This is a genomic window from Kutzneria sp. NPDC051319 (assembly GCF_040682195.1).
Taxonomy (GTDB): Bacteria; Actinomycetota; Actinomycetes; order Mycobacteriales; family Pseudonocardiaceae; genus Kutzneria.
Genome location: NZ_JBFBAM010000069.1, coordinates 37,447 through 50,821, shown reverse-complemented (window position 1 = coordinate 50,821; position 13,375 = coordinate 37,447). Strand labels below are relative to the sequence as shown.

The window sequence follows — 13,375 nt, the reverse complement described above, 5'->3', positions numbered from 1 at the left end:
CTGTGCTCAGGCTGCCGGCGGCTCGGCGGTGGTCTGAGGGAACAGCCATGCCCTGGACATGGTCGACTCACCACTATTTTCGGGTCAGTCCCGCCTACCGTCACACCGAAATGAGGTTTCGCGCAGAACCGAGCTTCGAGTCTCAGTTCTGCGCGAAACCGACATTCGGTGTGTCTGTGAGCGGGACTCGCGGGGGTTTCAGGCGGCGAAGACGGCGTGGACGGCGGCGGCGCCGGTTTCCTCGGCGCGGCGGAGGCGGGGGATGTTGGTGGTGAGGCCGTTGACGCCGCAGTCGGTGGCGGGGCGCAACGCCAACAAGCCCTTGCCGGTCAACAGCTGCATGGCGGTGGCGTGCTTCTCGGCGCGGCGGCGCAGCGCCTCGGCGACCACGGGGTCGAGGCCGCGGGCGACGACGGACATGAGGGGGTGCTCGCCGCCCTTGAGGGACTTCTCGGTGGGGGCACGGGAAAGCAGCACGAGGACGTGGGTGGCGGAGCGCTCAAGGGCCCGTTCGATGGCGATGGGCTCGGCGACGGAACCGTCGATCCACTGGGCGCCCTGAAGGGAAATGGCGGGCCCGCAGAGGAAAGGGATGCAGGAGGTGGCGCAGAGGGCGGCCCGCCAGTCGTCGGCGGTGGACAGCCCGGAGAGCTCCTCGGCGACGCCGGTGTCGAGGCGGGTGGCGACGGTGCGGACGGGGATGTCGGAGTTGGCCAACAGCTCGTAGTCGAGGGGCTTGGCCTTCTCCAGCACGTGCTCGACGAGGTAGTCGAGGCTGATCAAGGGCCCACGGCCGGTGAGCGCGCGGCGGTAGTTGATGAAGTCGCTGGAGGCGAGGTCCTCGTAGTACACGGCGCCGGCCTTGGAGCCCTCGCCGATGGCCAGCGCCACGGCGGAGAAGGCGCCGGCGGAGGTGCCGTAGACGTCGTCGAACGCGTCGCGCATGCCGAGGGACTCCAGGGCGGAGACCATGCCGCCGGCGTAGACGCCCCGCATGCCGCCGCCCTCGACGACGAGCGCCACCCGAAGGCCGTCCTCGCGCTTGCCGGGTCGGCTGCCGGCGGCCCGTCGGGTCCGCAGCACGTCCAACACGTCCCGGTCGCCGTGCACGAAGTCCAACGCGCCCCCAGTCCTCAGGCGGCGCTCGCAGCCCGCTTGGCCAGCAGGTCCCGGACTTCCCGGGCCGCCGCACGTCCTGCCCTCGTCGCCCCCACCGTACTAGCCGACGGACCGTACCCGACCAGGTGAACCCGAGGATCCAGGACGACGCGGGTGCCGTCCATGAGAATGCCACCGCCCGGGGCACGAAGGCGCAGCGGCCGGAGGTGGTCGAGGGCAGCGCGGAATCCGGTGGCCCAGAGGATCACATCGGCCTTCACGTGCCGGCCGTCGTCCCAGGTCACACCGTCGGGCACAACCCGGTCGAACATCGGCAGCCGCTCCATCACGCCGCGGGCCCGCGCCTCGGCGACGTCGGGAGTCACACCCAATCCGGTCACGCCGACCACGCTGATGGGTGGCAGCCCGGCCCGTACGCGCTCGTCGACCAGGGCCACGGCGGCCCGGCCGTCCTGCTCCTTGAACGGCCCCTCACGCCAGATCGGCGGCTGCCGCGTCACCCACGTCGTCGACGCCGCGACCAGGGAGATCTCGGCCAGCGCCTGAGTCGCCGAGGCCCCGCCGCCGACCACGACCACGCGCTGGCCGGTCATCTCCTCGGGGCCGTTGTAGTCGAACGTGTGCAGCTGGCGGCCCGCGAATGACCCCTGACCGGGGTAGTGCGGCCAGAACGGCCGTTCCCAGGTCCCGGTCGCGTTGACCACGACCCGGGCCACCCATTCACCCTTGTCGGTGACAACAAGGAGCCGGCCGTCGCCGTTCTCCCGCACGGCCGTCACCCGGACCGGTCGTTTCACCGGCACCGAATTCCGCAGCTCGAAGGCCGCGAAGTACTCGGACACGACCTCCGACGCCGGCCGCGACGCGTCGGGCTTGCCCAGCGGCATTTCCGGCAGGTCGTGGATGCCGTGGACCTTCCCCAGACGCAGCGACGGCCACCGGTGCTGCCACGCCCCGCCAGGGCCCGGAGCCCCGTCCAGCACGACGTGCTCGACGCCGTAGTGGCGCAGGAAGTAGCTGGCCGACAGCCCCGCCTGACCGGCCCCGATCACCACTGCATCGATTTCTCGCGCGTCAACGGCCACACCCTTGCCAACCGCTGCGGCAATCGGGTGCTTCCGCGCCGCCTGTCGGTTTGCTCACACCGGGCCGTATCAGCGCCGACGGCCACAGCTCATGGACAGCGAGGAGGGGAGACCGAAATGTTCACCATGACCTTCTGGCAGTGCACCCTCGAACGGGCGATGAAAACGTTCTGCCAAACCCTGGTTGCCGTTCTCGGAGCGGGAAGCGTCGGTTTGCTGAACGCCGCGTGGACCACGTCGCTGTCCACCGCCGGCATGGCCGCGCTGCTGTCCGTTCTGACGTCGGTCGGGTCCGCCCCGCTGGGCAAACCCGGCAGCCCGAGCCTGCTCCCGCCGCAGCGTGAGGCCACCCCCAGGTAGGCGGCGGCCGGGCCCGTGATGGGAGGATCAGCCCCCGTGAAGACGTTCGACGAGCTGTTCGCGGAGCTGACCGACCGCAAGAAGGACCGCCCGGCCGGTTCGGGCACGGTGGCGGCGCTGGACGACGGCATCCATGCCCAGGGCAAGAAGGTCCTGGAGGAGGCCGGCGAGGTGTGGATCGCGGCCGAGCATGAGTCCGACGAGCGGCTGGCCGAGGAGATATCCCAGTTGCTCTACCGCGTCCAGGTGTTGATGCTGGGCCGCGACCTGACCCTCGACGACGTCTACCGCCACCTATGAGCGACAACGGGAGTAAGCAGATGCTGCGCGTCGCGGTGCCCAACAAGGGCGCCCTTGCCGAGAAGTCCGCCGAGATGCTGGCCGAGGCGGGCTACCGGGGACGCCATGAGCAGCGCGACCTCACCGTGCTCGACGTGGCCAACGACGTCGAGTTCTTCTTCCTGCGGCCCAAGGACATCGCCATCTACGTCGGGTCCGGCCAGCTGGACCTGGGCATCACCGGCCTCGACCTGGCCCGTGACTCCGGCGCGGGCGTCGAGCCCACGCTGGAGCTGGGCTTCGGCGGCTCGAACTTCCGCTACGCCGGCCCGGCCGGCCGGGACTGGAAGGTCGAGGACCTGCAGGGCATGCGGCTGGCCACGGCCTACCCGCGGCTGGTCGTGGACGACCTGAGCCGGCGCGGCATCGAGGCCGACGTGATCCGGCTGGACGGCGCGGTCGAGATCTCGGTGCAGCTGGGCGTGGCCGACGTCATCGCCGACGTGGTCGGCTCCGGCCGCACGCTGCGCCAGCACAACCTGGTGGCCTTCGGCGACGTGATCTGCAAGTCCGAGGCGATCCTGGTGCAGCGCGAGGGCTCGGAGCTCACGCCGGCCAAGGCGCAGCTCACCGCCCGGCTGCGCGGCGTGGTGCTGGCCCAGCAGTACCTGATGCTGGACTACGACTGCCCGAAGGCGCTGCTGGAGCAGGCGCTCAAGACCACGCCGGGCCTGGAGTCGCCGACGGTCGCGCCGCTGGCCGACGAGAACTGGAACGCGGTGCGGGCGATGGTGTCCCGCAAGGACGCCAACCAGATCATGGACGAGCTGTCGGCGCTGGGCGCGAAGGCGATCCTGGCCTCCGACATCCGCTCGTGCCGACTGTGATCCTGCCGGCTCCGAGCACACGGGGGTGCTGACCGCGTTCGTGCCCATCTGGGCGCTGACCGTGCTCGGCTATCTCGTCGCCCGGTCCGGCGTGCTCGGCGACCGCGCCGAGCTGGTGCTGGGCCGGCTGGTGTTCCACGTGGCGATGCCGGCGGTCCTGTTCACGACGTTGAGCAGGACGCCGGTGTCGCGGCTGCTGACGCCGGCCATCGCCGTGTTCGCCATCGGCACCCTGGTCGTCGGCGTGGGCGCGCTGGCGGCCAGCCGCTGGCTGTTCGGCCGGAGCCTGGCCGAGCAGTCGATCGGCGCGATGGCCGCCTGCTACGTCAACTCGGCCAACCTGGGCGTGCCGGTGGCGATCTCCGTGCTCGGCGACGCCTCGTTCATCGTCACGGTGCTGCTGTTCCAGGTGCTGCTGGTGACGCCGGTCGTGCTCACCCTGGTCGAGCTGGACGTCTCCGCCGCGGCCGGCAATCGCTGGCGGGAGATGCTCACGCTCCCGGTGCGAAACCCGATCATCGCCGCGTCCGCGCTCGGCGTCGTGGTCAGCGCCCTTGGCTGGCCCCTGCCGGACCTGGTGAACGGCCCGTTGACGCAGCTCGGCACCGCGGCGTTGCCGATCGCCCTGCTCGTGCTGGGCATGTCCCTGCACAGCCGTGAGCAGCGCGAACCCGCCAACCGGCGGGAGCTGTGGGTGACCGTGCTGCTCAAGGCCGTCGCGCAGCCGCTGGTCGCGTTTCTGGCCGGCGAGGCGCTCGGCCTGGACGGGCACCTGCTGCTTGCCGTGGTGCTGTGCTCCGCGCTGCCGACCGCGCAGAACGTGTTCGTCTACGCCCACCAGTACGCCCTGGACACGCGGTTGCCGCGCAACGCCGTCCTGCTGTCCACCGTGCTGTCCATGATCACCCTGTCCGGCGTCACAGTGTTCATGCATGCCTAGTGCAACGATCCCGGTCATGCCCGGGAACACGATCGAGCACACCCTGGACATCGCGCTGGCGGCGGTGCCCGCACCGCGTCGGATCCTCGACGTGGGTTGCGGGCCCGGCACGCTGCTTCGACTACTGGCCCGGCGGGCGCCGCAGGCCGAGGCCCTGGTCGGCATCGACGCCGCGGCCGAGGTCGTGAAGGCCGCTTCCGCGGCGCCGGGCCTGGACCCGCGCATCCGCTACGGCAACGCCTTCGCCGAGCACCTGCCGTTCGCCGACGGCGGCTTCGACCTGGTGGTCAGCACCGCGTCGTTCGACCACTGGCACGACCAGCGCCAGGGCCTGGCCGAATGCGCCCGGATGCTGATACCCGGCGGCACCCTCGTGCTCAGCGACGCGTTCTCGCCGCTACTGGGGCCGTCGGCGTGGTTGCGGCACCGGGCGCGGACCCGCAGCAGCGCCGACCGGCTGCTCACGGCCGTCGGCTTCCGCGAGCCGACCTGGCACGCGTCCCTGCTCACCGCCACTGTCGTGGCGCGGACCCGGACGGCTTAGACCGCCGCCAGCGCGGCGATGGCGTCGGGGATCGTGGCGTGCACCTGAAACGCCGGCATCAGGCCGCTGACCTGGAGCGGACGCAGCACCACCCGGTGGCCGCCGACCAGGCGCAGGTCGACGCCGGAGTCGTTGGCCCGGTCCCGTGCCGTCAGCAGCACGCGCAGGCCGGTCGAGCCGAGGAAGCTCACCCGGTCCAGGTCCACGATCACCGCCGGAGCTCCGCTGCCGACGGCCTGGCCCAGCTCGGCCTCCGCGACGTCGGCGGTCGACAGGTCGAGCTCGCCGCTGACGTGCACGACGACGGCGTCGCCGGCGGGCTCGGTGCGGACCGTGATCAGGTCGAAGTCCTCGACGGACATGCGCGCTCCCTTCGCTCGGCCACCTGGAGTGACCGGGCGTGCGGGTCGGGTGAACGACAGCCTAGTCCGCTCGGTCCAGCGCGGTCTCCACCCCGGGGTCCGGCTCCGGCCAGCCGGGGTAGGGCGGCGGCGTGCCGCCGAACTCCGGGCACAGCGCCTTGTGGTCGCACCAGTCGCACAGGCGGCTGCGGTTGGGCCGGAAATCACCGGTCTTGCCGGCCTTGAGAATGGCGTTCCAGATCGCCTCCAGCGTGCGCTCGAATCGCCTCAGCTCGGCCTCGTCGGGTTGATAGGCCAGGTTCTGCCGGTCCGACAGGTACATCAGCAGAAGCTGCCGCGGCACCACGCCGCGCAGCCGCCACAGCACCAGCGCGTAGAACTTCATCTGGAACATGGCCTTGGCCTCGCCGATCTCCCGCGGCGCGGCCCCCGTCTTGTAGTCGACGACCCGGATCTCGCCGGTCGGCGCCACGTCCAGGCGGTCGATGTAGCCGCGCAGCAGCATGCCCGAGGGCAGCTCGGCCTCCACCAGCAGCTCGCACGCCTCCGGCTCCAGCCGCCGCGGGTCCTCCAGGCCGAAATAGCTGGTCAGCATGCCCTCGGCCGAGGCCAGCCACTCGGTGAGCTCCTCCTCCTGCCCGAACAGGTCGGCCAGCTCCGCCCGCTCGGCCAGCAGGTCCCGCCAGGCCGGGCCGAGCAGCTCCTTGGCCGTGTCCGGCACCCGCTCGCCGGCCGGCAGCCCGAACAGGCGCTCCAGCACCGAGTGCACCACCGTGCCCCGGATCTGCGCCTTGGTCGGCTTCTCCGGCAGCCGGTCCACCGCCCGGAACCGGTAGAGCAGCGGGCACTGCTTGAAATCGCTGGCCCGCGACGGGGACAGCGCCGGCCTGCGCACCACCTTCTCCATGACAGAAACGCTACCCAGCCGGTCTGACACTTCCGCCGGCCCCCGTCTCCCGCGCGCGCGACCACCACCCAAATGCCGTTTTTTCACGTGAGTGGCTCACTTCGCATCTGAGCCCACCTAACCCACTCATGTGCGCCAGGCAGCGGGGGAGAGACGCCACGTGAGTGGCTTAGGTGGCCGCCGAGCGAAAATGAGCCACTCATGTGGCGACGGGGGCCGAGGGAGGTTGTCACGTGAGTGGCTCAGGTGGCCCCCAAACGAAAATGAGCCACTCACGTAGCGATAAAGGCGGGGGCGGCAGAAGGCTGTGGAGAAGGCGTCACGGCGGCCCCACACGTGAGGCCCTACCCTGCTGGTGTGGCCACCACCAGTTGGATCCGTCCGGGCGATCCCGATGGTGGCCTTCGCCTGTTCCGGGTGCGGAACGTGCCGGTGCTGCTGGCGCCGTCCTGGTGGATCGGCTCGATCGTGGTCACGGCGCTGTACACGCCGATGGTCGGCCAGCTCATGCCGGGCATCGGCACGGCGGCGGCGCTGGTCCTGGCGGCCAGCTTCGCGCTGCTGCTGGGGGCGTCGGTGCTGGCCCACGAGCTGGGCCACTGCGTCGTGGCCCTGCGGTACGGCCTGCCGGTCCGACGGCTGAGGCTGTTCCTGCTGGGTGGCATCTCGGAGGTGGGCCGCTCGCCGGCCAAGCCGGCCCAGGAGGGCATGGTCGCGGCGGCGGGGCCGGCGGTGTCGATCGTGCTGGCGCTGGTGTTCGGGGCGACGCTGTTCGTGGTGCCGCAGGGCGGCCCGATCTGGCTGCTGCTGCTGGAGACGACCCTGGCCAACGCGGCGGTGGCGGTGTTCAACCTGCTGCCGGGCTTGCCGCTGGACGGCGGCCGCATGCTGCGCGCGGCGGTCTGGGGCCTGACCGGCAAGCGCGGCACGGGCACCCGCACGGCGGTGGTCGGCGGCGGCATCGTGGCCGGCCTGCTGGTGCTGTGGGCCCTGCTGCGCATCGTGCAGGGCTCCAACGACCGCTGGCTGTGGCTGGGCGTCTGCGCGGTGACGGCCTGGTTCGTGGTCGCCGGGGCACGCAGCGAGCTGGTTTCGGAGATGCAGCGCAGCTGGCCCGAGGGCGTGAGCCTCAACGACCTGGTGCGGCCGGTGTTGCAGCTGCCGGCGGAGAGCCCGGTGGCCGACGCGCTGGCGGCCTCGGCGGGCCGGGGCGTGGTGCTGGTCCGCGCCGACGGCGTGGCCGCCGGCCTGCTGGACGAGGACGCCGCCCGCCGCATCGCCGAGCGCTCGCCGCTGACGCCGGCCGAGTCGGCGGCGGAGCCGATCCGGCCCGAGACGGTGCTGCTGGACTCGGAGCCGCCGGACGAGATCGCGGAGCGGGTGCGCACCACGGCGGCCTGGCAGTTCCTCGTGGTGGACGAGGAGGGCAGGCCGGCGGGCGTGCTGCGCCGGCAGGACCTCAGGGCCGCTTCGAAGGGGCGTCGTCGCACCTGAGACGATTCTGCGAACCCGAGAGCGTGAGCAGAAGGCAGGACCAGCTAGTGAGTGTGAGTGGGCCTTTCCAGGCCGGAGACCGTGTGCAGTTGACCGACTCGAAGGGTCGGCACTACACGATCGTCCTCGAACCCGGCAAGGAGTACCACACGCACCGGGGCGCGCTGGCCCATGACGACCTGATCGGCAAGCCGGAGGGCTCGCTGATCACGTCGGCGGCCAACACGTCGTACCTGGCGATGCGGCCGCTGCTGCCGGACTACGTGCTGTCGATGCCGCGCGGGGCCCAGGTGATCTACCCCAAGGACGCGGCCCAGATCGTCATGTGGGGCGACATCTTCCCCGGCGCCCGCGTGCTGGAGGCCGGGGCGGGCTCGGGCGCGCTGACCTGCTCGCTGCTGCGCGCGGTGGGGGACCAGGGCAAGGTCATCTCGTACGAGGTGCGGCAGGACCACGCCGACCACGCGATCCGCAACGTGGAGCAGTTCTTCGGCAAGTCGCCGGACAACTGGTCGCTGACGGTGTCCGACCTGAACGAGCACCCGTCGGCGGCCGAGGGCGGCGAGGTCGACCGGGCCGTTCTGGACATGCTGGCGCCATGGGACGTGCTGGAGACGGTCCGGGCGGCGATGATCCCCGGCGGCGTGCTCGTCGTGTACGTGGCGACGACGACGCAGCTGTCCCGGGTCACGGAGGCGCTGCGCGAGCAGCAGTGCTGGACCGAGCCGGAGTCGTGGGAAACGATGATGCGCCCGTGGCACGTGGTGGGCTTGGCGGTCCGCCCCGAGCACCGGATGATCGCGCACACCGCGTTCCTGCTCACGGCCCGCCGCCTGGCCGACGGCGTCGTGACGCCGCGGCCGCAGCGCCGGCCGACGTCCACCGGCAACAACTAGGGCGTCCCGCAGACCTTCCAGCCGCCGTCCTGCTTGACCAGCCGGACGGCCGGCACATCTACGTCCTGACCCTGCTGCGGGTGCTTGACCAGCGTCACCGTGCCGGTGGAGCCGTTCACCACGAGCTTGCGGACCTCGTAGGGCACCTTCACGCCGGCGGCCTGCGGGTTCTCCGACGAGCAGACGACCAGCTTGGCCGCCGCGACGTCGTCGTCGGCCAGGGCGTCGGCGAACTGCTGGGCCGCGGCGGCCGCCAGCGGGTCCACGGGGGCGGCCTGGGAACCGCCGCCGCCCTGGGTCTGGGGCTGCTGGCCCCGGCTGCTGGTGATCGCCACGACCGCCCAGGCGCCGAGGCCGAGCATGGCCAGTACGCCGACTGCCGTGCCGCCGATGATCCAGGCGTCCTTACGCCGCGCGGTGGCCCGGCGGACGGTGGACGAGTCGAACGGTGGCTGCTGGAAGCTCACGGTTGATCACCCTAGCTGTTGCACACGAACCAGCCGCCGGACTGCTTGCTGATGACGACCGTGGCGTCCTGGCTCCGGTGCTCGCCGTTCAGGGTGCCCTCGGTGTGCACGTTCGCGGCGGCGTGCGTGCTGTCGGTCTGGGACAGGCTGGTCAGCTCCATGTGGGAGTTGGTGGCCGGGTCGAACACCGAGTGCGGGGACGCCGCGGTCTTGGCGTACTCGTCCCGGTCGGCCGGGCACACGAGCCGCGTGGCGGCGTCGGCGTCGCGGTTGTTGACGGCCGCGATGAAGCTGTCGGCCACGGTCTTCACGTCGCTCGACGCGGAGCCGCCCGAGCCTCCGGAACCGCCGCCGGTGCTCTTCGTCCGGGAGGTCGTCGGCGAGCTGTGGCTGGTGGTCGGGGCCGGCGTGCGGGTGGTGCTGGTGCCGACCGACACGGTGGTGTCCCGAGGGGCGTTCGCGTTGTTGAACCACACGATGCCGCCGAGACCGAGACCGACGACGACAACCACGCCCAGCACGATGAGGATGGTCCGGGAGCTGTTCGGCCGCGGCGGCTGGGGTGGCATCCCGCCCGGATACGGCTGCCCGAATTGTCCGTACGGCGGCTGCTGAGGCGGCGGATACGGCTGGCCGTACGGCTGCTGCTGGGGGTAGGGGTTCGGCGGCGGGTACTGCTGGCCGTAGCCCGGTTGCGGCGGAGGGGGCGGCGGGTACTGCTGGCCGTACGGATCCGAAGGTGGTGGCGGATACGTCACTGCTGAATCTCCCCGAACTCGTGGGCCTGGCCTTGTTTGCCCTGCGTGACGCCGTGGGTATGCCCAGGTGTCCACTCCACGGGACGGTTGTCGCCTTGGGGTGGATGTTCACGCGGCAGGCGTGGACACTGCCGTAACCACGGCACTTCCGGTGCCTGAGACGCACGGTAGCGGTTGGGAGGTTCCCCCTGACACCGGTATGGAGTAGTTCATCCGGCCGAGCGGGCGTTTCGTGGCCGTTTCGCGACCAGCACGCGGCCAGAGGTCCTCTCACTTGTCAGTGATCGCCGGTACCGTGGGAAGACGTAGAGCGGGAGGAGGGTGCCGATATGTCGACCGACCGTCCCGGCAGCCAGCCCGATGAGGGTGGCGAGCTGAACCACGGTGCGAGTGGCGCCGAATTGTCCGCGCAGATCAGGTTCCTCGAGGACGAGATCGCACTGCTGCGGCGCAAGTTGACGGAGTCCCCACGACACGTCCGGTTGCTCGAACAGCGCCTCGCGGAGGCGTCCGAGCGGGTGAGCCAGCTGACCGAGCGCAACACCAAGCTGGTCGACACCCTCCGAGAGGCACGCAGCCAGCTTCTCGCCCTCCGCGAGGAGGTGGACCGGCTCGCCCAGCCGCCCAGCGGCTACGGCGTCTACCTGGCCGGATACGAGGACGGAACGGTGGACGTGTTCACCGCCGGCCGTCGTATGCGGGTGGCGGTGTCCCCCGCGGTTGACGGCGGGACCCTCAAGCTGGGCCAGTCGGTCCGGCTGAACGAGGCGCTGACGGTCGTGGAGACCGGCGGCTTCGAGCGCACCGGCGAGGTGTGCATCCTGCGTGAGCTGCTCAGCGACTACGAGACGGGCGGCGCCCGCGCGCTGGTCGTCGGCCATGCCGACGAGGAGCGCGTGGTGTGGCTGGCCGACCCGCTGGTCGACTCCCCGCTCAAGCCGGGCGACTCGCTGCTGGTGGACTCCAAGGCCGGCTACGCCTACGAGCGGGTGCCCAAGGCGGAGGTCGAGGACCTCGTGCTGGAGGAGGTGCCGGATGTCGACTACCGCGACATCGGCGGCCTGTTCCGGCAGATCGAGGCCATTCGCGACGCCGTGGAGATGCCCTTCCTGCACGCCGAGCTGTTCCACGAGTACCAGCTGCGCCCGCCCAAGGGCGTGCTGCTGTACGGCCCTCCCGGCTGCGGCAAGACCCTGATCGCCAAGGCGGTGGCCAACTCCCTGGCCAAGCAGGTCGCGGCGGCGCGGGGCGACGACGACGGCCAGGCCAAGTCGTACTTCCTCAACATCAAGGGCCCCGAGCTGCTCAACAAGTTCGTCGGCGAGACCGAGCGGCACATCCGCCTGATCTTCCAGCGGGCTCGTGAGAAGGCCTCCGAGGGCACCCCGGTAATCGTGTTCTTCGACGAGATGGACTCGATCTTCCGCACCCGCGGCTCGGGCGTGTCCTCCGACGTCGAGACCACGATCGTGCCGCAGCTGCTGGCCGAGATCGACGGCGTCGAGGGCCTGGAGAACGTCATCGTGATCGGCGCCTCCAACCGCGAGGACATGATCGACCCGGCCATCCTGCGGCCGGGGCGGCTCGACGTGAAGATCAAGATCGAGCGTCCGGACGCCGAGGCGGCCAAGGACATCTTCTCGAAGTACCTCAACGAGACGCTGCCCATCCACACCGACGACCTGGCCGAGTTCGCCGGCGACGCCAAGCGCTGCATCAACGCGATGATCCAGCACACGGTCGAGCGGATGTACGACGAGTCCGACGAGAACCGGTTCCTGGAGGTCACCTACGCCAACGGGGACAAGGAGGTCCTGTACTTCAAGGACTTCAACTCGGGCGCGATGATCCAGAACATCGTCGACCGGGCCAAGAAGGCCGCGATCAAGGCCGTCCTGGAGACCCGCGAGCCGGGCCTGCGGGTGCAGCACCTGATCGACGCCATCGTGGACGAGTTCGCCGAGAACGAGGACCTGCCCAACACCACCAACCCGGACGACTGGGCCCGCATCTCGGGCAAGAAGGGCGAGCGGATCGTGTACATCCGCACCCTGGTCACCGGCAAGAACCAGGAGTCGGGCCGGGCCATCGACACGGCAAGCAACACGGGGCAGTACCTGTAAGTACGCCCTGCAATTTCATAGAACGGCCCGGGTCTTCGGACCCGGGCCGTTCGTGACTCTTTCGGGGGAATGTCCGGGCCGGTTTTCGTAACCATTGGGTAAATCCTCAAATAGGCCCGATCACCACTCTGCGTGGTCATTCACTCGTGCTGTCGTGCGAAAGCCGTGTCGCCCGGATAGCGTCTTGCCGTCAACCGCGCTGGAAGGGAGAGACGTGCTCGAACGACTCGGTCTGGGACTGGCCGCGCTCGGCCGGCCCGCGTACATCAACCTGGGCCGGCAGGGCGCGCTACCCGGCGTGAGGAGCGTGCCGGCGATGCGGGCCGCCGCGTGGAAGGTCCTGGACGAGTCCTACGCCGCCGGCATCCGCTGGGTGGACGCCGCCCGCTCGTACGGGCGGGCCGAGGAGTTCCTGGCCGGCTGGCTGGCCGACCGCGGGCACGAGGACGTCGTGGTGTCCAGCAAGTGGGGCTACGCCTACGTGGCCGACTGGCGGCCGGACGCGCCCGTGCACGAGGTCAAGGAGCACAGCCTGGCCCGGTTCGAGCGGCAGTGGGCCGAGACCGAGGAACTGCTGGGCGGCTGGCTCTCGGTGTACCAGGTGCATTCCCTGACCGCCGACAGCCCGTTGTTCAACGATCCGCTGTTGCAGCAGAGCCTGTTCGAGCTGACCGACCGCGGCGTCCGCATCGGGTTCTCCACCACCGGGCCGGCACAGGCCGAGACCATCCGGCGGGCCACGGCCCTGACCGTGCACGGGCGGCCGTTGTTCAGCACCGTGCAGTCGACGTGGAACGTGCTGGAGACCTCGGCCGGGCCCGCGCTGGCGGAGGCGCACGAGGCCGGCCTGCACGTGCTGGTGAAGGAGGCGCTGGCCAACGGGCGGTTGGCGGTCGAGCCGCCGGCCGAGCTCCTGGGCATTGCCGAGGGGGCCGGCGTCGGGGCGGACGCCGTCGCGCTGGCGGCCGCGCTGGCGCAGCCGTGGGCCGACACCGTGCTGCTCGGGGCGGCCAGTCCGGCGCAGCTCAGGGCCAACCTCGCCGCCGCCCGCGTCACCCTGCCCGGCCCGAACACGCTCGCCCATCTGGCCGTCGAGCCCGGCCGCTACTGGGGTCGTCGGGCCGAACTGGCCTGGAACTGACCGGTCGCGCGCG

15 protein-coding genes are annotated in these 13,375 nt (G+C 70.9%); 9 read left to right on the top strand and 6 right to left on the bottom strand.

Features of this window, described 5'->3' with window-relative positions:
* Window positions 1-198: 198 nt before the first annotated feature.
* Window positions 199-1,110 (bottom strand): patatin family protein, encoded by a 912-nt coding sequence (locus AB0M73_RS40120; protein ID WP_363902918.1) that lies wholly within the window; start codon window positions 1,108-1,110, stop codon window positions 199-201.
* Between the two features lie 23 nt (window positions 1,111-1,133).
* Window positions 1,134-2,174 (bottom strand): NAD(P)-binding domain-containing protein, encoded by a 1,041-nt coding sequence (locus AB0M73_RS40115; protein WP_363902909.1) that lies wholly within the window; start codon window positions 2,172-2,174, stop codon window positions 1,134-1,136.
* A 147-nt stretch (window positions 2,175-2,321) separates the two neighbouring features.
* Here AB0M73_RS40115 and AB0M73_RS40110 point away from each other — a divergent pair, with 147 nt between their 5' ends.
* Genes AB0M73_RS40110 through AB0M73_RS40090 form a run of 5 tightly spaced genes read left to right on the top strand, consistent with a single transcriptional unit; the run spans window position 2,322 to window position 5,214 of the window.
* Window positions 2,322-2,564, top strand: a complete 243-nt coding sequence (locus tag AB0M73_RS40110; protein WP_043725449.1) for a holin — start codon at window positions 2,322-2,324, stop codon at window positions 2,562-2,564.
* 36 nt (window positions 2,565-2,600) lie between these two features.
* Window positions 2,601-2,864, top strand: coding sequence for a phosphoribosyl-ATP diphosphatase (locus tag AB0M73_RS40105; protein WP_043725451.1), 264 nt, complete (start codon window positions 2,601-2,603; stop codon window positions 2,862-2,864).
* A 20-nt stretch (window positions 2,865-2,884) separates the two neighbouring features.
* Window positions 2,885-3,730, top strand: a complete 846-nt coding sequence (gene hisG, locus AB0M73_RS40100; protein WP_363902905.1) for an ATP phosphoribosyltransferase — start codon at window positions 2,885-2,887, stop codon at window positions 3,728-3,730.
* A gap of 25 nt (window positions 3,731-3,755) precedes the next feature.
* Window positions 3,756-4,670, top strand: a complete 915-nt coding sequence (locus AB0M73_RS40095; protein WP_363902902.1) for an AEC family transporter — start codon at window positions 3,756-3,758, stop codon at window positions 4,668-4,670.
* A 16-nt stretch (window positions 4,671-4,686) separates the two neighbouring features.
* A complete protein-coding gene (locus AB0M73_RS40090) occupies window positions 4,687-5,214 on the top strand; it encodes a class I SAM-dependent methyltransferase (protein ID WP_363902899.1) in 528 nt (175 codons plus the stop codon).
* Here AB0M73_RS40090 and AB0M73_RS40085 read toward each other — a convergent pair.
* Window positions 5,211-5,576, bottom strand: a complete 366-nt coding sequence (locus AB0M73_RS40085) for an STAS domain-containing protein (RefSeq protein WP_043725460.1) — start codon at window positions 5,574-5,576, stop codon at window positions 5,211-5,213. The genes AB0M73_RS40090 and AB0M73_RS40085 overlap by 4 nt on opposite strands.
* Window positions 5,577-5,637: 61 nt before the next feature.
* Window positions 5,638-6,483, bottom strand: a complete 846-nt coding sequence (locus AB0M73_RS40080) for a RecB family exonuclease (RefSeq protein ID WP_052396092.1) — start codon at window positions 6,481-6,483, stop codon at window positions 5,638-5,640.
* A 357-nt stretch (window positions 6,484-6,840) separates the two neighbouring features.
* Here AB0M73_RS40080 and AB0M73_RS40075 point away from each other — a divergent pair, with 357 nt between their 5' ends.
* Both AB0M73_RS40075 and AB0M73_RS40070 read left to right on the top strand, forming a co-directional pair.
* Complete coding sequence (locus tag AB0M73_RS40075) at window positions 6,841-7,977, top strand: site-2 protease family protein (protein WP_363902895.1); 1,137 nt, start codon at window positions 6,841-6,843, stop codon at window positions 7,975-7,977.
* Window positions 7,978-8,024: 47 nt separating this feature from the next.
* Window positions 8,025-8,873 (top strand): tRNA (adenine-N1)-methyltransferase, encoded by an 849-nt coding sequence (locus AB0M73_RS40070; RefSeq protein WP_363902892.1) that lies wholly within the window; start codon window positions 8,025-8,027, stop codon window positions 8,871-8,873.
* On the opposite strand, the gene AB0M73_RS40065 is transcribed toward AB0M73_RS40070, so the two are convergent.
* Both AB0M73_RS40065 and AB0M73_RS40060 read right to left on the bottom strand, forming a co-directional pair.
* On the bottom strand, window positions 8,870-9,340 hold the full coding sequence (locus tag AB0M73_RS40065; RefSeq protein ID WP_363902889.1) for a hypothetical protein: 471 nt from the start codon (window positions 9,338-9,340) through the stop codon (window positions 8,870-8,872). The genes AB0M73_RS40070 and AB0M73_RS40065 overlap by 4 nt on opposite strands.
* A gap of 11 nt (window positions 9,341-9,351) precedes the next feature.
* Window positions 9,352-10,098 (bottom strand): hypothetical protein, encoded by a 747-nt coding sequence (locus AB0M73_RS40060; RefSeq protein ID WP_363902886.1) that lies wholly within the window; start codon window positions 10,096-10,098, stop codon window positions 9,352-9,354.
* A gap of 329 nt (window positions 10,099-10,427) precedes the next feature.
* On the opposite strand from AB0M73_RS40060, the gene arc reads away from it, so the two are divergent.
* Both arc and AB0M73_RS40050 read left to right on the top strand, forming a co-directional pair.
* The gene (gene arc / locus AB0M73_RS40055; protein ID WP_043725468.1) at window positions 10,428-12,221 is read left to right on the top strand and encodes a proteasome ATPase; all 1,794 of its coding nucleotides are present in this window, start codon (window positions 10,428-10,430) and stop codon (window positions 12,219-12,221) included.
* Window positions 12,222-12,435: 214 nt separating this feature from the next.
* Window positions 12,436-13,362, top strand: a complete 927-nt coding sequence (locus AB0M73_RS40050; protein WP_363902883.1) for an aldo/keto reductase — start codon at window positions 12,436-12,438, stop codon at window positions 13,360-13,362.
* The last annotated feature ends 13 nt before the right edge of the window (window positions 13,363-13,375 follow it).